The organism is Streptomyces sp. NPDC002788, from assembly GCF_053592115.1.
Map to the genome: position 1 here is coordinate 43,073 of NZ_JBSFVB010000002.1, position 21,238 is coordinate 64,310.

The 21,238-nt window shown below is 69.9% G+C and carries 19 protein-coding genes; 5 read left to right on the plus strand and 14 right to left on the minus strand.

The genetic code is table 11. The features are described 5' to 3' along the window. Nucleotides 1-36: 36 nt before the first annotated feature. Entirely contained in the window at nt 37-564 is a 528-nt protein-coding gene (locus tag ACWD1U_RS03460; protein WP_451104016.1) for a universal stress protein, read from the plus strand. A gap of 111 nt (nt 565-675) precedes the next feature. Then, nucleotides 676-1,236 carry a GPR1/FUN34/YaaH family transporter gene (locus ACWD1U_RS03465; RefSeq protein WP_451104017.1) on the plus strand — a complete coding sequence of 187 codons (561 nt, stop codon included), beginning with the start codon at nt 676-678 and terminating at the stop codon, nt 1,234-1,236. A 158-nt stretch (nt 1,237-1,394) separates the two neighbouring features. On the opposite strand, the gene glmS is transcribed toward ACWD1U_RS03465, so the two are convergent. The 13 genes from glmS to ACWD1U_RS03530 form a co-directional block, all read right to left on the minus strand. After that, a complete protein-coding gene (gene glmS / locus ACWD1U_RS03470) occupies nt 1,395-3,212 on the minus strand; it encodes a glutamine--fructose-6-phosphate transaminase (isomerizing) (protein WP_451104018.1) in 1,818 nt (605 codons plus the stop codon). A gap of 12 nt (nt 3,213-3,224) precedes the next feature. Next, on the minus strand, nt 3,225-3,482 hold the full coding sequence (locus ACWD1U_RS03475; protein ID WP_451104019.1) for a hypothetical protein: 258 nt from the start codon (nt 3,480-3,482) through the stop codon (nt 3,225-3,227). 174 nt (nt 3,483-3,656) lie between these two features. Beyond that, nucleotides 3,657-5,429, minus strand: coding sequence for an IucA/IucC family protein (locus ACWD1U_RS03480; protein WP_451104020.1), 1,773 nt, complete (start codon nt 5,427-5,429; stop codon nt 3,657-3,659). Beyond that, nucleotides 5,426-5,965 carry a GNAT family N-acetyltransferase gene (locus tag ACWD1U_RS03485; protein WP_451104021.1) on the minus strand — a complete coding sequence of 180 codons (540 nt, stop codon included), beginning with the start codon at nt 5,963-5,965 and terminating at the stop codon, nt 5,426-5,428. Before ACWD1U_RS03485 ends, ACWD1U_RS03480 begins: the two co-directional genes overlap by 4 nt. Next, nucleotides 5,962-7,236 carry a lysine N(6)-hydroxylase/L-ornithine N(5)-oxygenase family protein gene (locus ACWD1U_RS03490; RefSeq protein WP_451104022.1) on the minus strand — a complete coding sequence of 425 codons (1,275 nt, stop codon included), beginning with the start codon at nt 7,234-7,236 and terminating at the stop codon, nt 5,962-5,964. Before ACWD1U_RS03490 ends, ACWD1U_RS03485 begins: the two co-directional genes overlap by 4 nt. Beyond that, complete coding sequence (desA, locus tag ACWD1U_RS03495; protein WP_451104023.1) at nt 7,220-8,662, minus strand: lysine decarboxylase DesA; 1,443 nt, start codon at nt 8,660-8,662, stop codon at nt 7,220-7,222. The genes ACWD1U_RS03490 and desA overlap by 17 nt, the downstream gene beginning before the upstream one ends. 315 nt (nt 8,663-8,977) lie before the next feature. Then, nucleotides 8,978-9,832: a siderophore-interacting protein gene (locus tag ACWD1U_RS03500; protein ID WP_451104024.1), complete on the minus strand. Its 855-nt coding sequence runs from the start codon at nt 9,830-9,832 to the stop codon at nt 8,978-8,980. Nucleotides 9,833-10,027: 195 nt separating this feature from the next. Next, nucleotides 10,028-11,071: an ABC transporter substrate-binding protein gene (locus ACWD1U_RS03505; protein WP_451104025.1), complete on the minus strand. Its 1,044-nt coding sequence runs from the start codon at nt 11,069-11,071 to the stop codon at nt 10,028-10,030. A 198-nt stretch (nt 11,072-11,269) separates the two neighbouring features. Then, nucleotides 11,270-11,518 carry a hypothetical protein gene (locus ACWD1U_RS03510; protein WP_451104026.1) on the minus strand — a complete coding sequence of 83 codons (249 nt, stop codon included), beginning with the start codon at nt 11,516-11,518 and terminating at the stop codon, nt 11,270-11,272. A 103-nt stretch (nt 11,519-11,621) separates the two neighbouring features. Next, complete coding sequence (locus ACWD1U_RS03515) at nt 11,622-12,782, minus strand: acyl-CoA dehydrogenase family protein (RefSeq protein WP_451104027.1); 1,161 nt, start codon at nt 12,780-12,782, stop codon at nt 11,622-11,624. A gap of 5 nt (nt 12,783-12,787) precedes the next feature. Then, nucleotides 12,788-13,738: a hydroxymethylglutaryl-CoA lyase gene (locus ACWD1U_RS03520; protein ID WP_451104028.1), complete on the minus strand. Its 951-nt coding sequence runs from the start codon at nt 13,736-13,738 to the stop codon at nt 12,788-12,790. Next, nucleotides 13,735-15,651 (minus strand): acetyl/propionyl/methylcrotonyl-CoA carboxylase subunit alpha, encoded by a 1,917-nt coding sequence (locus tag ACWD1U_RS03525; RefSeq protein ID WP_451104029.1) that lies wholly within the window; start codon nt 15,649-15,651, stop codon nt 13,735-13,737. Before ACWD1U_RS03525 ends, ACWD1U_RS03520 begins: the two co-directional genes overlap by 4 nt. 14 nt (nt 15,652-15,665) lie before the next feature. Then, on the minus strand, nt 15,666-17,282 hold the full coding sequence (locus ACWD1U_RS03530) for a carboxyl transferase domain-containing protein (RefSeq protein ID WP_451104030.1): 1,617 nt from the start codon (nt 17,280-17,282) through the stop codon (nt 15,666-15,668). A gap of 86 nt (nt 17,283-17,368) precedes the next feature. Between ACWD1U_RS03530 and ACWD1U_RS03535 the strand changes: the two genes are divergently transcribed. From ACWD1U_RS03535 to ACWD1U_RS03545, 3 genes are all read left to right on the plus strand, one after another. Beyond that, entirely contained in the window at nt 17,369-17,962 is a 594-nt protein-coding gene (locus ACWD1U_RS03535; protein ID WP_451104031.1) for an SACE_7040 family transcriptional regulator, read from the plus strand. A gap of 300 nt (nt 17,963-18,262) precedes the next feature. Further along, nucleotides 18,263-19,420, plus strand: a complete 1,158-nt coding sequence (locus tag ACWD1U_RS03540) for an acyl-CoA dehydrogenase family protein (RefSeq protein WP_451104033.1) — start codon at nt 18,263-18,265, stop codon at nt 19,418-19,420. A gap of 45 nt (nt 19,421-19,465) precedes the next feature. Continuing rightward, nucleotides 19,466-20,356 (plus strand): acyl-CoA thioesterase, encoded by an 891-nt coding sequence (locus ACWD1U_RS03545; protein WP_451104035.1) that lies wholly within the window; start codon nt 19,466-19,468, stop codon nt 20,354-20,356. Here ACWD1U_RS03545 and ACWD1U_RS03550 read toward each other — a convergent pair. Next, on the minus strand, nt 20,349-21,137 hold the full coding sequence (locus ACWD1U_RS03550; RefSeq protein ID WP_451104036.1) for a phosphatase: 789 nt from the start codon (nt 21,135-21,137) through the stop codon (nt 20,349-20,351). The genes ACWD1U_RS03545 and ACWD1U_RS03550 overlap by 8 nt on opposite strands. Between the last annotated feature and the right edge of the window lie 101 nt (nt 21,138-21,238).

Consider the following 21,238-nt stretch of genomic DNA (forward strand, 5'->3'; position numbering starts at 1 on the left):
GTCCCACCCATAAAGGATCACGACGCCGAGACAGCCATGGCCGGTCACGAATTCTTCGAACCCGCGGACCGCAAGCGGCCCGTCGCCGATCCCACGGCGGCCGAGCCCCTGGCGGCGGAAGAGTCACGCCGTTCCTGCGATCCCGCCTTCAAGCACGGGGTCGTCGTCGGCTTCGACGGCTCCACGTCCAGTGAGCGCGCCCTGGCGTACGCGATCGGCATGGCCCATCGTTCCGGCTCGGGCCTGATCATCGTCCACGTCGCCAACCGGCTGCCGACCACGGTGTGGGCCGGCTGCGAGCCGCCCGTCTTCGTGGACGTGCCGGACCACCGGACCGAGGTGCTCGGGCTCGAACTGGCCTGTGCGGACTACCTCGCCGAGGTGCCCTGGATCCTGGTCGAGCGTGGCGGTGACATCTGCCACGAGCTCGAAGAGGTCGGCCGTGAGTACGAGGCCGACGCGATCGTCGTGGGGTCGACCCACGGCATCGTCGGGCGGATCTTCGGCTCCGTCGCGGGGCGGCTCGCCAAGCGGGCGCAGCGGCCCGTTGTCGTCATCCCCTGAGTGCAACTCCCTTTGTGCCGCGCAATTTACTTGCGCGTAGAGGTGTTTGTGCCCTTGTGAAGGGCATATACGGGACACCGCACAACTGCACATGCACGAAGGGAGCCCGCCGTGGACAAAGACGTCTCCGCGGGAAGTGGAATCACGGTCGTGGTCGGCCGACTCGCCCTCGGAATCACCCTGTTGGCCTTCGGGATGGGGCATACCGCCGTGATCGACGGTGTGTCGGCCGCTGACACCGTGTCAATCGCACAGTACGTGGGCGGGATCGCCCTCTTCGTCACCGGACTCGTGGCCCTGCGCGAGGGTGACTCCGTCGGTGGTGCGGCGTTCTCGGTGCTCGGGGCGCTGTGGTTCACCTGGGCCGTGTCCGCGGACGCCGCCGGCAACGGGGCCGGGTTGTTCCTGCTGTTGTTCGCTCTCGTGGCGCTGTCCCTCACGCTGGCCGGCGGGGACCGACTCGGGCAGGGCGTGTACGGGTTGTTCTTCGTGTCGTTGGTGCTTCTCGCGATCGCCCTGTTCGCCGGGAACGAGGGGCCGGCGAAGGTCGGTGGGTGGTTCGCGGTGGCCGCGGGGGCTGTGGCCTGGTACGCGGCCACCGCGGCGCTCGCACACTGGCCCACGGCACTTCCGCGACGCGCTGCCGGCCGGGGAGTGACGGCCACCGGTTAGCTGCGCGGGCCGGGGAGGCGGGCGGCTTCCCGGCGATGAAAACGGACCCCCTGTGCGAGGTGGCAGCACGTGGGGGTCCGTCCTCTTTGCGCCTGGACCGGCGCCGCTGACGCGGACGTGGTTGCTCGCCGCGGTGGTCCCTTCGGTGATCGGAGCGGTTACTCCACCGTCACCGACTTGGCCAGGTTGCGGGGCTTGTCGATGTCCCGGCCCAGCGCCAACGCCGTGTGATACGCCAGGAGCTGGAGCGGGATGCCCATCAGGATCGGGTCCAGCTCGTCCTCGTTCTTCGGGACGACGATCGTCTCGTCGGCCTTCTCCTGGTGCTGGTGGGCCACCGCGAGGATCCTGCCGCTGCGGGCCTTGATCTCCTCCATGGCGGCGCGGTTCTTCTCGAGCAGGTCGTCGTCGGGGACGATCGCGACCGTGGGGAGGGCCGGTTCGATCAGGGCCAGCGGGCCGTGCTTGAGCTCGGAGGCGGGGTAGGCCTCTGCGTGGATGTAGGAGACCTCCTTGAGCTTCAGGGAGGCCTCGCGGGCCACCGGGTAGCCCCGCACGCGGCCGATGAAGAGCATCGAGCGGGCCTCGGCGAACTGCAGGGCCAGCTTCTTGACGTCCTCCTCGTGCTCCATGATCTCGGCGATCTGGGCGGGCAGCTTGCGCAGGCCCTCGATGATCCGCTTGCCGTCGCGGACCGACAGGTCGCGGGTGCGGCCCAGGTGGAGGGCGAGCAGGGCGAAGGCGACCGTGGTGTTGGTGAAGCACTTGGTGGAAACCACGCAGACCTCGGGGCCGGCGTGCACGTAGATGCCGCCGTCCGCCTCGCGGGCGATCGCCGAGCCGACCACGTTCACCACGCCCAGGACCCGGGCGCCCTTGCGCTTCAGCTCCTGCACGGCCGCCAGCACGTCGTAGGTCTCGCCGGACTGGGAGACCGCGACGTAGAGGGTGTCGGGGTCGACGACCGCGTTGCGGTAGCGGAACTCCGAGGCCGGCTCGGCGTCGGCCGGGATGCGGGCCAGTTCCTCGATCATCTGGGCGCCGATCATGCCCGCGTGGTACGAGGTGCCGCAGCCGAGGATCTTCACGCGGCGGATCCGGCGTGCCTCGCGGGCGTCCAGGTTCAGGCCGCCCAGGTGCACGGTGGAGAAGCGGTCGTCGATGCGGCCGCGCAGCACGCGGTCCACGGCGTCGGCCTGCTCGTGGATCTCCTTGTGCATGTAGGTGTCATGGCCGCCCATGTCGTAGGAGGCGGCCTCCCACTCGACGGTGGTGGGCTCGGCGGTGGTGCGGGTGCCCTCGGTGGTGTACGTGCGGAAGTCGTCGGCCTTGAGGGTGGCCATCTCGCCGTCGTCGAGGGTGACGATCTGCCGCGTGTGGGCGACCAGCGCGGCGATGTCGGAGGCGACGAACATCTCCTTCTCGCCGATGCCGAGGACGACCGGCGAGCCGTTGCGGGCGACGACGACGCGGTCGGGGAAATCGGCGTGCATGACGGCGATGCCGTACGTGCCCTCGATCAGCCGGAGGGTCTCGCGGACCTTGTCCTCCAGCTTGGTGGCCTGCGAGCGGGCGATGAGGTGGACGAGGACCTCGGTGTCGGTCTCGGAGAGGAACTCGACGCCGTCCGCCTCCAGCTTGCGGCGCAGGTCGGAGGCGTTGTCGATGATGCCGTTGTGGACGACGGCGACCTTGCCCTCGGCGTCCAGGTGCGGGTGGGCGTTCACGTCGGAGGGGGCGCCGTGGGTGGCCCAGCGGGTGTGGGCTATGCCGGTCGTGCCCTTGAAGCGGGCCGGGACCTTGGCCTCCAGGTCGCGGACGCGGCCCTTGGCCTTGACCATCTTCAGGCCGGACGTCTTCGGTGACGTGACGACGATGCCCGCGGAGTCGTAGCCGCGGTACTCCAGGCGCTGGAGGCCCTCCAGCAGCAGGGGAGCGACGTCACGCTTCCCGATGTAACCGACGATTCCGCACATAGATACGTATTCCTAGCCGTAGACGATGCGCCGCAGCTGCCGGAGCGAGAGCTCCGGCGGGGCCACCGCGCGGTATTTGAGATCCGCCTCGATCCGCTCGAAGATCGCCACGTTGACCAGGCCCTGGGCCTGGAGCTCGCGGTGGCGGCGACGGACGTACTCCTCGGTCGTCTCGTCGAAGTAGGCGAGCACGTCCTGGATCACACGCAGCGCCTCACCCCGGCTGAGGGGGGTGGACCGCGTCAGATGATCAACGAGTTCGTCGTGCACTTGCTAGATCTTGGGGCACCGGCGGCACTTTCGCAAGAATTCTGCCCGGTTTCGGGCAGGGGGATGGAGGGCTTCTTCGGGGGAAACGTTGCGGTGCGGCCCGCCGAGCTCGCGCCAAAGGCGCTGACGGGCACCCCGGAGGACCGTACTCCGGGGTGCCCGTCCGCTTGGGGGTCAGAACTGCGCGATGGGGTTCTTCAGGGTGCCGACCAGTTGGAGGGCGCCCGACGGGTCCGACAGGTCCACCATCTGCTCGTTGTTGCGGAGCTGGAGGCGGTTGAGGCAGGACAGTGCGAACTCGGGGGCGAACATGTCGTACTGCTTGAACTTCTCGGAGAGCTCGGGCATCGAGTCCTGGTAGGCGCGGGTGACCTCCGCGACCGTGCGCCAGAAGTCGTCCTCCTCCAGGATCCCCTCGGCGGCGAGGTTCCCCGCGAGGAAGCGGAAGAAGCAGTCGAAGACGTCCGTGAAGATCGACAGGAGTTTCTTGTCCTCCGGGACCTCCACCCGCAGCCGCTCGACCGTCGGCGGCAGCACCGCGTCCGGGTCCATGACCGCGATCTCCTCGGCGATGTCCTTGTAGATCGCGCGCTGCACGACGCCGTCCCTCAGCACGAGGATGACGTTCTCGCCGTGCGGCATGAAGACCAGGTCGTAGGCGTAGAAGCTGTGCAGGAGGGGGGTGAAGTAGGCGCGGAGGTAGCGGCGCAGCCACTCCTTCGGCGTGAGGCCCGACCGCTCGATCAGCGCGCCCGCGACGGACGCCCCCTCGTGGTCGACATGGACCAGGGACGCCATCGTCGCCAGCGACTCGTCCTCCTGGAGGGCGGGCACCGGGCTCTCCCGCCACAGCGCGGCGAGCATCTTGCGGTACGGCGAGTAGCGGTCGGTCGCCTTCTCGTACTCCAGGTGCCGGTAGCCGACGGCCGCCCGCTCGCGGATGATCGACAGGCCCGTGGACTTCAGCACCGGGTCGCCCTCGATGAGCTGGGCCAGCCAGTCGTTGATCGCCGGGGTGGCCTCCATGTAGGCCGCCGACAGACCGCGCATGAAGCCCATGTTGATGACGGACAGAGCCGTCTTCACGTAGTGCTTCTCGGGGCTGGTCCGGTTGAAGAAGGTCCGGATGGACTGCTGGGCCAGGTACTCGTCGTCGCCCTCGCCCAGGCACACCAGGTGCTTCCTGGCGACCTCGGCCGCGAAGGTGACGGTGAGCTTGTTCCACCACTGCCAGGGGTGGACCGGGATGAGCAGGTAGTCGGCGGGGTCCAGGTCCTGGTCGCGCAGGACGCCGTGGAAACGCTCGACGGTCTCGGCGCCCAGCTCCTCGCGCAGGAACGACTCGTACTCGACGCCGACACCGGCCGTGAACGCCGCCCGCGACCGGTGCGCGGCCAGCCACACCAGGCGGACCGGGCTCGCCGTCTCCGGCGCGTACGACAGGTACTCGTGGATGCCGAAGCCGAGCCGCCCGTTGTTGGCCACGAAGCAGGGGTGGCCCTCGGTCATCGAGGTCTCGATGGTCTGGAAGTCGCTGCGCGCGAGCTCGGCCGCCGTGGTGTTCGGCTTGGTGAGTTTGTAGCAGGTGCCGGAGAGGGTGGAGGAGATCTCCTCCAGGTAGACCGGCAGGATGTCGTCGCTCAGGCCCAGGGACTTCCGCAGTTCGATGAAGAAGTCCAGTGCGGCGAGGGGGAGTTCGGCGCCGTCCCGGTGGCGGGTGATCGACTCGGCGTCGACCTGCCAGTGGTCGAGGGCGCGAATGGTCGCCGTGAAGGTGTACCGGGTCAGGCCGTCGTCGCTGCGGACGACGTACGCCCCGTCGCCGGTGGCCTCCGGCGTGATGAGGCGCTCGTGCGTGAACTCGGCGAGGGCCTTGCGGATCAGGAGGCGGTTGGCCCGCGCCCAGCGGTGGGGGGACAGATGCGCTACGGCGTCGGACAGGGTCATACGGCTACTCCTCGGGCGGCCAGGAACTGATCGCGCGTGCAGAAACTCAGCAGCGCGCGCTTCTCCGGCTTGTCGATCTCACGGACGGGCACGAACCCGACGGCCTGGTTCAGCGCGTGCACGGCCTTGTTGCTCACGTCGGGCTCCACCACGACCCGGCGGGTGCGCGGGTCGGCGAACAACTCGTCCATCACGGCCGTGATGACGGCCCGGGTGAAGCCGTGGATCGGCCGGTCGGTCGGCGCGACCAGGAAGTGCATGCCGACGTCGCCGGGTTGCGGGTCGTACAGCCCGACCAGCTCGACGTACCGGGGGTCGTACTTCTCCATCAGGAAGGCCGGCCGGCCCTCGTGCAGGCCGAGGTAGGCGTGGTGGTGCTCGTGCGCGGCGATCCGCGTGTACTCGCGCTCGACGTCCTGGAGTTCGGCGTCCTGCATCATCCAGTAGGCCGCCTTGGGGTGGGTGACCCAGGAGTGCAGCAGCCCGGCGTCCTTCAGCGGCTCGAGCGGCCGGACGGTGAGAGTGCCGATGCTCATACCGAGAACTCCTGGAACGCGATCGTCTTCTCCACCGGGTAGTACTCGGAGCCGAGCAGCTCGCGGATGATGTACGCGTTCCGGTACGGGCCCATGCCCAGGTCGGGGCTGGTGATGCTGTGGGTGTGGACGCCGGCGTTCTGCAGGAAGACGCCCCGGCCGGTGACGTCGACGGCGTAGTTGCGGGCGACGTCGAAGTTGCCCTGGGAGTCGTAGACCAGGCGGTCCTTGACCGGCGCCAGGAACTCGGGCTCGGCGTACTTGTAGCCCGTGGCGAGGATCAGGCCCTCGGAGGTCAGCTCGAAGTCCTTGCCCTGCTCCTCCTGTCGGAAGCCCAGCGCGTACGTGCCGTTCTCGTACCGGGCGCTGTTCAGCGAGGAGTTGGTGAGCAGCCGGGTGGGGACGGGCCCGCCGAGGTTCTTCTGGTAGAGCAGGTCGAAGATCTCGTTGATCAGGTCGCCGTCGATGCCCTTGAACAGGCCCTTCTGCTCGGCCGTGAGGCGGTAGCGGGTCGCCTCGGGCAGCTCGCGGAAGTAGTCGACGTACTCCGGGGAGGTCATCTCCAGCGTGAGCTTGGTGTACTCCAGCGGGAAGAAGCGCGGGGAGCGGGTGACCCAGTTCAGCCGGTAGCCGTGGACGTCGATCTCGCTGAGCAGGTCGTAGTAGATCTCGGCGGCCGACTGGCCCGAGCCGACCAGCGTGATCGAGTCCTTCTTCCGCAGCTCCGCCTTGTGGCTCAGGTAGCGGGAGTTGTGGATGAAGTCGCCGCCCAGGCCCCGGCAGGCCTCGGGTATGTGGGGCGGGGTGCCGGTGCCGAGGACGAGGTGACGGGCCCGGTAGGTGTCACCGGCGGTGGTCCTGACGACGTAGAGGTCGTCCTCGTACGTCACCTCCGTCACGGTCGTGCCGAAGCGGATGCTGCTCAGTTTGTTCGCGGCCCAGCGGCAGTAGTCGTCGTACTCGACCCGCAGCGGGTAGAAGTTCTCCCGGATGTAGAACGAGTACAGCCGGCCCTTCTCCTTCAGGTAGTTGAGGAAGGAGTACGGGGACGTGGGGTCGGCGAGGGTGACCAGGTCCGACAGGAACGGCGTCTGGAGGTGGGCGCCGTCGAGGAACATCCCCGCGTGCCACTCGAAGTCCGGCTTCGACTCCAGGAAGACGCCGTCGAGCTGGTCGATCGGCTCGGTGAGGCAGGCCAGGCCGAGGTTGAAGGGGCCGAGCCCGATCCCCACGAAGTCATGGGTGGCGGGGCTTTCAGGACGCGCGGTCAAGGGACTCTCCCAGGTACTGCTCGGCGTGGCCGGCGATCAGATCGAGGACGGCGGCGATGTCGGACGCCTTCGTCTCGGGGTTGAGCAGGGTGAACTTCAGGTAGTGGCGGCCGCCGACCTTGGTGCCCGCGACGATGGCGTCACCGGAGGCGAACAGGGCCTTGCGGGCATGGAGGTTGGCGCGGTCGATCTCGGCGGGGTCGGTGACGGCCGCCGGGATGTAGCGGAACACCAGGGTGGACAGACTCGGCCGGACGACGACGTCGAAACGCGGGTCGGCGGCGAGCAGCCGCCAGCCCTCCTGCGCCAGGTCGCACACCTCGTCGAAGAGCTGCCCGATGCCGTCGGCGCCCATGGTCCGCAGGGTCATCCACAGCTTGAGGGCGTCGAAGCGGCGGGTGGTCTGCAGGGACTTGTCCACCTGGTTGGGGATGCGCTCCTCCACCATGCGGCGCGGGTTGAGGTACTCGGCGTGGTAGGTGGCGTGCCGGAGCGTGGACGCGTCCCGTACCAGCACGGCCGAGGAACTCACCGGTTGGAAGAAGGACTTGTGGTAGTCGACGGTGACCGAGTCGGCGCGCTCGATGCCGCTGACGCGGTCCCGGTGCTTCAGGGAGGCGAGCAGGCCGCAGCCATAAGCGGCGTCCACGTGCAGCCAGGTGGCGAACTGCTCGCACAGTTCGGCGATCTCCGGGAGCGGGTCGATGGAGCCGAAGTCGGTGGTGCCCGCGGTGGCGACGACGGCCATGGGGACGAGGCCGTCCTGCTTGCAGCGCTCCAGTTCTCGGGCGAGGGCGACGGTCTGCATGCGCTTGTCGTGGTCGACGGGTATGGAGACCACGGCGTCCTGGCCGAGTCCGAGGAGCTTCGCGGACTTCTTCACGCTGAAGTGGCTGACCTCGGAGGCGAAGATGCGCAGTTCGGCGAGAGTGTCGGCCTTGGCCTCCTCCCGGGCGAGCAGCAGCGCCTGGAGGTTGGACTGGGTGCCGCCGGAGGTGAACACGCCGTCGGCGTTCTCGCCCAGGCCGATGCGGGCCGTCGTCCAGTCGATGAGCTTGCGCTCGATGAGGGTGCCGCCGGCGGACTGGTCCCAGGTGTCGAGGGAGGAGTTCACGGCGGACAGGACGGCCTCGCCGAGCACCGCCGGGATGACGACCGGGCAGTTGAGGTGGGCCAGGTACCGGGGGTGGTGGAAGTAGATCGCGTCCCGGAGATAGACGTCCTCGAGTTCGTCGAGCACCGCGGTGGTGTCGTGCAGCGGCTGGTCGAGGTCGATCCCGTCGAGGCGGGGCGAGAGGGCGTCGACGGTGACGCCGCTGAACGGCCGGTCGGTGGCAGCGAGTTTGGCGGCCACCCGCTCGACTCCGTCGGTCACGGAGCGGCGGTACTGCTCCGCGGTGGTGTCGTTGAGCAGGTGCGAACGCATGTGGGGGTCCTCCGGTGGGGACAGTCCGGTGCGGAACAGGGGCGGGCTGAACCGCGGATTCTGCTTAGGTAAGGCTAACCTAACTTCATTGCCCGAGGGTGAGACCTCGCCGTGACTGTGATCACTCGTGCCACTTCGGTCGAGGCGCCTTTAGGGGTCCTTGCACTGTGCCCGTCCGGGTCGCGCAGCCTGGCACCGCGCCTCGCCGCGTTGTTGAAGCGCCCAGGCAGCTCCGCTGCCAGGGCACTTAGGCGCCTTGCGATGCACGGCACCGGACCACGCGACCTGATCGGACGCTCATAGTGCAAGGACCCCTCAGCTCTCCGCGCGCAACTGCTCCTCGCTCACGCCGCGGCGCCAGTAGCCGACGAACGTGACCCGGCGGCGGTCGATCCCGCGCTCCCGCACGAAGTGCCGCCGCAGTTCCTTCACGCACCCGGACTCACCGGCGATCCAGACGTACGGCCGCTCGGCGGCTGGAAACCGGGCCTCGCGGAGGGCGTCGAGGGTCATGGGCGACCCTGCGGCGCCCCTCTCCTCCCGCACGAGCCAGGTGATCTCGGCGTCGGCTTCGGTCGGCAGGTCCTGGATGTCCCCGGCGTGGGGCACTTCCAGCCAGACCCGGGCGCGGGTGCCGGCGGGCAGCGACTCGACGATGGCCGAGGCGGCCGGTAGGGCGGTCTCGTCGCCCCAGACGACCACGAGGTCGGTGTCCTCGGGAGGCCGGAAGCGGATCGCCCGGTTGTCGGCGACGGCCGGGCCGAGCAACAGCACCCGGTCGCCGGCGGCGGCCCCGGCGGCCCAGCGGGAGGCGGGACCCGCCTGGACATCGGCGCCCGGCTCGATGCCGTGCAGGGCGAAGTCGACGTCGATCTCGTCCGGGTCCCGGCGCAGGGCGCGCAGGGTGTACGACCGCATCACGGCCTGTACGTCGTCCGGCAGTTCACGCCACCCCTGCCACCACCCGTCCCCGAGCTCGAGCGGCACGACCGGCTCGGGCTGTCCGGGGTGGGGCAGGAACAGGGACAGGGACTGGTCGCGCCCGTCGGAGTGGAAGGCGTGCAGGTCGGGTCCTGCGAAGGTGACCCGGACCAGAGACGGCCCGAGTCGCCTCGTCCGCACGACCTGGAGCGAGAAGAAGCGGAACGGTGCGGCCACGGCGGTGGTCATGAGGGGCTCCTGAGGGGTCCTTGCACTATGAGCGTCCGACCCGGGCGGGCATCGTGCAACGACCCCTGAATCATGGTCAGGGGGCGTGGCGAGGTGCCTGAGGGGTGCGGGGCTGTACGACGTGCGGCTCCGCCGCGTGAGCGCGAGCAGCCGCCCGCACGGCCACCGCTGCCCGAGCACGCCACGCGGTGGGCGTCAGGCGACCTTCTTCGCGGTCTCGATGGCCTTCGCGAGGTTCTCGACCAACGGCACGCACTTGTCGTACGACAGAATCGGCTCCGGCGAACGCGAGATGACCTGCCCGGCCTTGACCGCCGGCAGCTTCTTCCAGGTCGCCTCGGTGATGTCCGCCGGCTGAATCGTCGACGCACGGTCGTCCATCATGATGATGTCCGCCGGGTACTTGTCGACGTTCTCCCAGCTGAGGTTCTCGAACCACCCGCCGTTGGCTTCCTTCGCCTTCTCGGGAGGCTCGACGAGGTTCACGCCGAGCGCCTTGAAGTACTCCAGGTCGATGGAGTAGTTGGAACCGGAGACGTAGAAGATGGCGTCGGAGGCGGAGCCTGCCAGCACCTTGATCTCGGGCCGGGCCTTCGCCGCCTTGCGCAGCCGCTCCGACGCCGCCTCGAACCGCTTCTTCGCCTCGACGACCTTCGCCGCCTTCATGTCCGCGCCCAGCGACTGGGCGAGTTCGGCCATGCGCTGCAGCGGCTTCGGCATCTGCCGGTCGAAGACCGAGACGGCCACGCTGGGGGCGAGCTTGGCGATCTTGTCCTTGGAGGTCTCCGGGACGTACCAGAGGGTGCCGGCGGCGTCGAAGGTCGTGGAGATGAGGACTTCGGGCTGGAAGGCCGCGTACTGCTCGACGTTGAACTGGTCGAAGCTGTTGCCGAAGACGGTCAGCTTGCTGACGTCCATGTCGCCGGCCTGGACGTCGGCCTTGCCGTCCTTGGTCTTGGTGGGGCCGAAGACGCCCTTGACCTCGATGCCGTAGTCGTACAGGGCGGCGGCGACGCCGGTGAATGCGACGATCTTCGTGGGGACGTGGTCCAGGCTCACGGTCTTGCCGCGGTCGTCCTTGAAGGACCACGGGCCGGACTTGGCGGCACCCTTCGAGCCCGAGCCGCCGTCCTTGGAGTCTTCGCTGCCACAGGCGGTCACGAGGGCGCCGAGCCCGAGGGTGCCACCGGCGGCGAGCAGGCCGCGGCGGGAGAAGCGGGCGGTTGTGGCGTTCGACATGACTGGTTCTGCTTTCGTGCGTACGGAGCCACTGCTGGCACGGCCGACAGCCGTTCGGCTGGAATCAAGCTTAGGTTAGCCTAACCTCGGTTGATGTCCAGGGGGCCCTGGTGTCTGTGCCCGGGGAGGAGCGGGGATGGCCGTCGAAGCAGTGATCCGGATCACGAGTGCGCCGAGGCTTCTCGGCGGCGAGCCCGCCTACGACTTGAGGCGGCGCGATACGGCCCGGATCAGGTCGGTACGGGCGACCTGAAGGGCGAAACCCTGGTCGTGGTCCGGTACAGGTTTCGCGTACCAGGGGAGACCGCGGCGGCGCCACTTGGCGGGCGCGAGGTCCGCGGGAAGCGGCGGCAGGGGCAACGCCCAGGATCCGAGCCGAAGTCGTCCCGTCCACCGTCCGGCAGGCAGCAGAACGTCGTCGTCCGATTCGGTGACGGTGCGACTCATTCGGACCTCACATGCGTCCGGTTACGGGTACCGGTACGCGAGGTCGGTTGTCGGCCAGTGACGTCTGCAAAGCCGCACCGTCATCTTCCGGGTATCCGCCAGGTCAGCCCACCAACCCCAGTTCCCGCGCGATCAGCATCCGCTGGACCTCGCTCGTGCCCTCGCCGATCTCCAGGATCTTGGAATCGCGCCACATGCGGGCGACCGGGTACTCGTTCATGAAGCCGTAGCCGCCGTGGATCTGGGTGGCCTCGCGGGCGTTGTCCACCGCCACCGTGGAGGAGTGGAGCTTGGCGAGGGCCGCTTCCTTCTTGAAGGGGTCGCCGGACACCAGGCGGGCCGCCGCGTCGCGCCAGGCGAGGCGGGCCGTGTGGGCCTTCATCTCCATGTCGGCGATCTTGAACTGGATGGCCTGGTTCGCGGCGATCGGCTTGCCGAACGCGTGGCGTTCCTTGGCGTACTTGACGGATTCGTCCACGCAGCCCTGTGCCAGGCCCGTCGCCAGCGCCGCGATCGCGATGCGGCCCTCGTCGAGGATGCGGAGGAACTGGGCGTATCCGCGGCCCTCCTCGCCCAGCAGGTTCGCCGCCGGGACCCGGACGTCCGTGAAGGACAACTCGCGGGTGTCCGAGGCGTTCCAGCCGACCTTCGAGTAGGGGGCCGCGAACGTGAAGCCCGGGGTGCCGGACGGGACGATGATCGAGGAGATCTGCGGCTTGCCCTCCGGGGTGCGGCCCGTGACCGCGGTGACCGTCACCAGGCCCGTGATGTCCGTGCCCGAGTTGGTGATGAAGCACTTCGTGCCGTTGATGACCCACTCGTTCGTCGACGGGTCCAGACGCGCCGTCGTGCGGGTCGCGCCCGCGTCGCTGCCCCCGTCCGGCTCCGTGAGGCCGAACGCGCCGAGGAGTTCGCCCGAGCAGAGGCGGGGGAGCCATTCCCGCTTCTGCTCCTGCGTGCCGTAGCGGTAGACCGGCATCGCGCCGAGGGAGACGCCGGCTTCGAGTGTGATGGCGACCGAGGAGTCGACCCGCGCCAGTTCCTCCAGTGCAACGCCCAGCGCCAGGTAGTCGCCGCCCATGCCGCCGTACTCCTCGGGGAACGGCAGGCCGAACAGGCCCATGCGGCCCATCTCCCGGACGATCTCGTACGGGAACTCGTGCCGCTCGTAGAAGTCGCCGATCTTCGGCGCCACCACTTCGTGCGCGAACTCCTCGACCGTGCGCCGGAGTTCCTCCAGTTCGGCGGAGAGGCGGTAGTCCATGGTGATCACTGCTCCTCGGTGTCCTCGTGGGACAGAGCTCGGACGGTGCGGGACGGGCTCGGTCGGCCCAGGTGGGTGGCCATCCACGCGCTCGTGGCGACGAGGCGGCCGAGGTCGATGCCGGTTTCGATGCCGAGGCCCCGCAGCATCCACACGAGGTCTTCGGTGGCCAGGTTGCCCGTCGCGGACTTCGCGTAGGGGCAGCCGCCCAGGCCGCCCGCCGAGGCGTCGACCGTCGTGACGCCCTGCTGGAGCGCCGCGAGGGTGTTGGCGAGGGCCTGGCCGTAGGTGTCGTGGAAGTGGACGCCGAGGACGGACGGCCGCACGCCCGCCTCGTCCAGGGCGGCGAGGAGCGCGACCACATGGCCGGGGGTCGCGACGCCGATGGTGTCGCCCAGGCTCAGCTCGTCGCAGCCCATGTCCAGCAGCGCGCGGCAGACCTTCACCACCTGCGGGACCGGGACCTCGCCCTCCCAGGGGTCGCCGAAGCACATGGAGAGGTAACCCCGGACGTGGACGTCCTCGGACTTCGCCCGGCTCACCACCGGCTCGAACATGGCCAGCGCCTCGTCCACCGTGCGGTTGAGGTTGGCCTTGGCGAAGGACTCCGTGGCGCTGGCGAAGACGGCGACCCGCCGGGCGCCCAGCGCCAGGGCGCGGTCCAGGCCGCGTTCGTTCGGGACCAGGACGGGGAGCGCCACCGGCAGGTCGCCGACCATCGGGAACAGTGCCTCGGCGTCGGCCAGTTGGGGGACCCACATGGGGTGGACGAAGCTCGTCGCCTCGATCGTGGTGAGGCCGGCGTCGGCCAGGCGGCGGATGAACTCCGCCTTGACCTCCGTGGGGACCGTGGCCTTCTCGTTCTGCAGGCCGTCGCGCGCACCCACCTCGTGGATGCGGATCCGGCTGGGCAAGTCCCGGGTCGGCACGACCATCGGGAGTCCTGGAACTGTCATTCCGCCGCCTCCTCGTGCGGTGCGATGACCGCCAGGACCTGGTCCATGGCGACCGTGGTGCCCGGCGAGACGTCCAGTTCGGCGACCGTGCCGGCGTGCGGGGCGGAGATGACGTGCTCCATCTTCATCGCCTCCACCACCAGCAGACTCTGCCCGGCGCTCACCTCGTCGCCGACGGCGACCTTCACCACCGTCACCGTGCCGGGCATGGGCGCGGTCAGCGAGTCGGCGCCCCCGTGGGCCGCCCGGGTGAGGGACGCGGCCACCGGGTCGTGATCGCGGACGTGCCAGGCGTCACCGTCACGGCCGAGCCAGTCGACGGCGCGGTGGAAGGTGTGCCGGACGCCGTCCAGGGTCACCGCGACCCGGTCGTCGGTGACCGCCGCCGTGCCGCGCGGGGTGTACTCCAGCGGCTCCCGCGCCTTCAGGTGGAACGCGGGTGGCTTCCGGGCTCCGCCCAGCCGCCAGCCGCTGGGGACCGAGAAGGGGTCCGTCCAGCCGCCCGGCTCGGGCTTCAGGCTCTCCAGGCGTACGGCCGCCGCCGCCTCGTACACCTCCTCCGGTACGTCCGTGGGGACCAGGGTCTCCACCTCGCGCTCGACCAGGCCGGTGTCCATGTCGCCGGAGACCACCGCCGGGTGGGCCAGCAGGCGGCGCAGGAAACCGGCGTTGGTCTGCACGCCGAGCGTGACCGTCTCGGCCAGAGCCGCGCGGAGCTTGCGCAGGGCCGTCGCGCGGTCCGGGCCGTAGGCGATGACCTTGGAGAGCATCGGGTCGTAGAGGCTGCCGACCTCCGTGCCCTCGGTGAGGCCGGAGTCGGTGCGGATGCCGTCGCCCTGCGGCTCGCGCAGCCTCAGCACCGTGCCGCCGGAGGGGAGGAAACCGCGGGCGGGGTCCTCGGCACAGATGCGGGCCTCCACCGCATGGCCCGTCAGCCGTACGTCCTGCTGCGTGAAGCCGAGGGGCTCGCCCGCTGCGACCCGCAGCTGCCACTCGACGAGGTCCAGGCCCGTGATCAGCTCGGTGACCGGGTGCTCCACCTGCAGCCGGGTGTTCATCTCCATGAAGTAGTACGACGACGGGTCGCTGCCGGGGACGATGAACTCCACCGTGCCCGCGCCCCGGTAGCCGCAGGACCGGGCCGCCTGGACCGCCGCCTCGCCCATCGCCGAACGCGTCTCCTCGTCGAGCAGGACGCTCGGCGCCTCCTCGATGATCTTCTGGTGGCGGCGCTGGAGGGAGCACTCGCGCTCGCCCAGATGGACCACGCTGCCGTGGCCGTCCGCCAGGACCTGAATCTCGATGTGGCGGGGGCGGTCGATCCAGCGTTCGACGAGGAGGGTGTCATCGCCGAAGGAGGCGTTGGCCTCGCGGCGGGCCGAGGCGATCTCGTCCTCCAGACGGGTCAGGTCCCGCACCAGGCGCATGCCCTTGCCGCCGCCGCCGGCGCTCGGCTTCAGCAGCACGGGTGCGCCCAGCGCGCGGGCCGCCTCGGCCAGATCCGGGTCACGGCCACCGGGCACCACCGGTACGCCGGCCTCCTGGACCGTCTCCTTGGCGCGGATCTTGTCGCCCATCAGCGCGATCGCGTCCGCCGGAGGGCCGATGAAGACCAGGCCCGCCTCGGCGCAGGCGCGGGCGAAAGCGGCGTTCTCCGCTAGGAAGCCGTAACCCGGGTGGACGGCCTGCGCGCCCGTACGGGCCGCGGCCTGAAGCAGGCGCTCCACCGACAGGTAGCTCTCGGACGCCGGGGCCGGGCCGATCCGCACCGCCGTGTCCGCCTCGCGGACGTGCCGGGCGTCGGCGTCCGCGTCGGAGAAGACGGCCACCGAGCGCACGCCCATCGACCGCAGCGTCCGGATGACGCGTACGGCGATCTCGCCCCGGTTGGCCACCAGCACTGTCTCGAACATCGTCGTCCGTCCCCTCACATCCGGAAGACGCCGAACTGGGGGTCACCCAGGGGCGCGTTGGCGCACGCGGTCAGGGCCAGGCCCAGGACCTGACGGGTGTCCATCGGGTCGATCACACCGTCGTCCCAGAGGCGGGCCGTCGCGTAGTAGGCGCTGCCCTGGCGCTCGTACTGCGCGCGGATCGGAGCCTTGAAGGCGTCCTCGTCCTCCGCCGGCCAGGACTCGCCGCGGGCCTCCAACTGGTCGCGCTTGACGGTGGCGAGGACCGAGGCGGCCTGCTCGCCGCCCATGACCGAGATCTTGGCGTTCGGCCACATCCACAGGAAGCGGGGGGAGTACGCCCGGCCGCACATGGAGTAGTTGCCCGCGCCGTACGAGCCGCCGACCACGACCGTGAGCTTCGGTACGCGCGTGCACGCCACGGCCGTGACCATCTTGGCGCCGTGCTTGGCGATGCCGCCCGCCTCGTAGTCCTTGCCGACCATGAAGCCCGAGATGTTCTGCAGGAACACCAGCGGGATGCCGCGCTGGTCGCACAGCTCGATGAAGTGGGCGCCCTTCTGGGCGGACTCGGAGAACAGGATGCCGTTGTTGGCGACGATGCCCACCGGGTGGCCGTGGATCCGGGCGAAGCCGGTGACCAGGGTCTGACCGAACTCGGACTTGAACTCGGCGAAGCGGGAGCCGTCGACGACCCGGGCGATGATCTCGCGTACGTCGTAGGGGGTGCGGGAGTCGACCGGGACGGCGCCGTAGAGGCTGTGCGGGTCGACCTTGGGCTCCGTCGCCGCCGTGACCTCCCAAGGGAGCGTCCCGCGCGCGGGGAGGGTGGAGACGATGGTGCGGACGATGCGCAGCGCGTGCGCGTCGTTCTCCGCGAGGTGGTCGGTGACACCCGAGACGCGGGAGTGGACCTCGCCGCCGCCCAGCTCCTCCGCCGTGACCACCTCGCCCGTGGCCGCCTTCACCAGGGGCGGGCCGCCCAGGAAGATGGTGCCCTGGTCGCGGACGATCACCGCCTCGTCGCTCATCGCCGGGACGTACGCGCCGCCCGCCGTGCAGGAGCCGAGGACGGCGGCGATCTGCGGGATGCCGGCGCCGGACATGCGGGCCTGGTTGTAGAAGATCCGGCCGAAGTGGTCGCGGTCGGGGAAGACCTCGTCCTGCATGGGGAGGAACGCGCCGCCGGAGTCCACCAGGTAGACGCAGGGGAGGCGGTTGTCGAGGGCGACCTCCTGGGCGCGGAGGTGCTTCTTCACCGTCATGGGGTAGTACGTGCCGCCCTTGACCGTGGCGTCGTTGGCGATGACCACCGTTTCGCGGCCGCTGACCCGGCCGATGCCGGCGATGACACCGGCGGCCGGTGCCTGGTCCTCGTACATCCCGTCGGCCGCGAGCGGAGCCAGCTCCAGGAAGGGCGAGCCCGGGTCGAGGAGGGTGTCCACCCGGTCGCGGGGGAGCAGCTTGCCGCGCGCGGTGTGGCGGGCGCGGGCCTTCTCGCCGCCGCCCTGTGCGGCTGCGGCCAGCTTGGTGCGCAGCTCCTCGACGAGGGCGTGGTGCGCCTCCTCGTTGGCCCGAAAGGCCTCCGACGCGGGGTCTGCCGCGCTCGTGAGCTCCGGTGCCTCGTGCATCCTGCGGGTCCCCTCACTTGTTAATGAGCGTTAACGCATTTCCTTCAGGTTAACGACCGCTAACCTCCCTGTCTAGAATCGATTCCATGGCCACCAGAACCGACGCCCCCACCCGCCGCGAGCAGATCCTCAAGGAGGCCGCGCGGCTGTTCGCCGAGCGGGGCTTCCACGGGGTCGGAGTCGACGAGATAGGCGCCGCTGTCGGGATCAGCGGGCCCGGGCTGTACCGGCACTTCCCGGGCAAGGACGCGATGCTCGCGGAGTTGCTGGTGGGGATCAGCGGGCAGTTGCTGACCGGGGCGAAGCGGAGGTTGGCCGAGGCGGACGGGGGTGGGGCGGACGGGGTGCTCGACTCGCTCATCGAGGGGCACATCGACTTCGCGCTCGATGACCGGCCTCTGATCACCCTGCACGACCGGGAGCTGGATCGCCTCCGGGACAGCGACCGGAAGATGGTGCGGCAGCTGCAGCGGCAGTACGTGGAGTTGTGGGTCGGGGTGGTGCGGGAGGTGTACCCGGGGCTCGGGGAGCCTGCGGCTCGGTCGGCCGTGCACTCGGTGTTCGGGTTGCTGAACTCGACGCCGCATCTGGGGAGGGGCGGGTCGTTGCCCGGGCGTGGGGCTACGGCGGAGTTGCTGCACCGGATGGCCCGGGGGGCGTTCGCGGCGGTGGGTGCGTAGGGGCAGCGGGAACCCCGCGTCCGCCTCACCGCGTGGGGCGCGGACCAAGGGGTCCTCGCACTGTGCCCGCCCGGGGTGTGCGGCCTGGCACCGCGCCTCGCCGCGGCCGAAGTGGGTTCTCGTACCGACGATGGCTCCGCCGGTCTGACCCGACCCCTCGGACGTCGCCACCGGTTCGCCGCACGGAGTGACCCGGCAGCGTGACGAGCGTTACCCCCTCCTCACCCTGGACGCGTCTCGATACTCGCCGGTATCTTTGGCTGAGCAAGCGCTTAGACATGTAGTCGTGGAGGTGGCGGCGTGCGCCGTACGGTGTTCAACGAGGATCACGAGGCGTTCCGGGAGACCCTTCGCGCCTTCATCGAGGCCGAGGTCGTACCCGTGTACGACGAGTGGTTCGCGGCGGGCCAGGCGCCCCGCGACTTCTACTACAAGCTCGGCGAGCTGGGAATCTTCGGCATCAACGTGCCCGAGGAGTTCGGCGGCGCCGGAATCGACTCGCACAAGTTCGAGGCCGTGCTGTACGAGGAGACCGCTCGCGCCGGCGTCCAGTTCGGCGGCTCCGGCGTGCACGTGCTGCTCGCCCTGCCTTACATCAAGATGCTCGCCACCGACGAGCAGAAGAAGCGCTACCTGCCGAAGTTCGTCACCGGCGAGGAGATGTGGGCCATCGCGATGACGGAGCCGGGCACCGGTTCCGACCTCGCGGGCATGAAGTCCACCGCCAAGCTGAGTGAGGACGGCACGCACTACGTCCTCAACGGCGCCAAGACCTTCATCACCGGCGGCGTGCACGCCGACCGCGTGATCGTCTGCGCCCGGACCGCCGCCCCGACCGCCGAGGACCGCCGTCACGGCATCTCCCTCTTCGCCGTGGACACCAAGTCGGAGGGCTACTCGGTCGGCCGCAAGCTCGACAAGCTCGGCCTGAAGACCTCCGACACCGCCGAGCTGGCGTTCGTCGACGTCAAGGTGCCCGTCGAGGACCTCCTCGGCGAGGAGAACAAGGGCTTCTACTACCTCGGCCACAACCTGGCCTCCGAGCGCTGGGGCATCGCCTTCGGCGCCTACGCGCAGGCCAAGGCCGCCGTCCGGTTCGCCAAGCAGTACGTGCAGGAGCGCACGGTCTTCGGCAAGCCGGTCGCGCACTTCCAGAACACCAAGTTCGAGCTGGCCGCCTGCCAGGCCGAGGTGGACGCCGCCGAGGCCGTCGCCGACCGCGCGACCGAGGCCCTCGACGCCGGTGAGCTCACTCCCGCCGAGGCCGCCTCCGCGAAGCTGTTCTGCACCGAGGTCGCCCACCGCGTCATCGACCGCTGCCTCCAGCTGCACGGCGGCTACGGCTACATGAACGAGTACCCGATCGCCCGCCTGTACGCGGACAACCGCGTCAACCGCATCTACGGCGGCACCAGCGAGATCATGAAGTCGATCATCGCCAAGGACATGGGCCTGTAAGGCCCCCGACACCGGCACGCGATCACTGGCCGGTACAACTACCCCATGAGCCAGGCACTTCAGGACCTCCTCGATCTGCTCGACCTGGAGCAGATCGAGGAGGACATATTCCGCGGCCGGTCCCGGTCCGCCGTCGTCCCGCGGGTCTTCGGCGGGCAGGTCGCGGCTCAGGCGCTCGTCGCCGCAGGGCGGACGGTCCCCGAGGACCGGCCCGCGCACTCCCTCCACGCGTACTTCCTGCGCCCCGGCGACCCCGGCGCACCCATCGTCTACACCGTCGACCGGATCCGCGACGGCCGCTCCTTCACCACCCGCCGGGTGGTCGCCGTCCAGCACGGCAAGCCGATCTTCCACCTCTCGGCGTCGTTCCAGGTCCACGAGGACGGGCTGGATCACCAGGAGCCGATGCCCGCGTCGCCCGATCCGGCCACGTTGCCGACCGGTGAGGAGCGGCTGCGCGGCTACGGGCACATCGACCCCGTGGTGGTGGAGAAGTTCCTGGAGGCCCGGGCCGCCGTCGATCTGCGGTACGTCGAAGAGCCGCCGTACGGGAAGTTCGGCGAGCCCCGTGAGCCGCACTCGCAGGTGTGGTTCCGGACCAACGGCAAGCTCGACAGCGATGTCGACGAACCGCTGCTGCACGTCGTCCTCGCCACCTACGTCTCCGACATGACGCTGCTCGACTCCGTCCTGCTCGCGCACGGGCGGGGCGGCTGGGCCGTCGGGGACGTCGTCGGGGCCTCGCTGGACCACGCGATGTGGTTCCACCGGCCGTTCCGCGCGGACGAGTGGCTGCTGTACGACCAGGAGTCCCCGTCCGCGTACGGCGGCCGGGGACTGGGACAGGCCCGGATCTACACGCAGGACGGGCGGCTCGCCATCACCGTGATCCAGGAGGGCGTGGTCCGCGTCCCGCGCGAGCCGGGCGCTAGCTGAGGCCCGCCTCCGCCAGCAGGTACGCCGTCATCGGGTCGTAGTGGCGGGGGCTGACCACGTGGTCGTCCAGGGGCACCGTCACCTGTACGGTGCCCTCCGCCTCGGCGAGGAAGAGCGCCGGGTCGTTGGAGTCGGCGTAGCCGACGGAGTCGACGCCGTGCTGTCCCGCGTAGCCGGCCCAGCCGTGGTCGGCGACGACGAGGTCGGGCAGCGGGCGGCCCTCGCGCTCCAGGCCCGTCAGGATGGCCCTCATGGGTTCGCCCGAGTGGGTGTGCCACAGGGTGGCGCCGTGCTCCAGCACCGCCACGTCCGCGAACTGCATGACGTAGCCCTCCTCCGTGGTCAGCCCGTCCGGGACGACCACGATCTCGCAGCCGGCCGCGCGCAGGGCCGCCGCGGTCGCCCGGTGCACGTCGAGCAGGCCGCCGGGGTGGCCGGTGGCGAACAGGACCCGCTGCTGCCCGTCCGCAGCCTTGCGCAGCCGCCCGGCCATCCGCTCGAGACCGGAGACGGTCAGCTCCGGGTCGATGGTGTCCTGGCCGTACCGGTGCTCGGGGTCGTCGTTCACGCCGACGCGTTCCGCCATCACCGCGAGGACGTCCTGCTCGTCGGTCCAGCGGTCGCCGAGTTCCAGGCCGAGCCAGTAGTGGCGGTCGCCGTTCGCCAGCTTGCGGTAGTGGGAGAGGTTGTTCTCGCGCGGGGTGGCGACGTCGCCCGCGATGCGCGTCCTGACGAGGTGGTCGACGAGTTCGGCGCGGCTGGGGGTCCCGGGTATCGGCATGACTCCCATTGTGAGGCAGCCCCCGGCGGGCGTCCCTGGCGTATCGGACGCTGGGATGTGCGTCACGTACTCAGAAGGACACCGGTCACCTACTCGGAAGG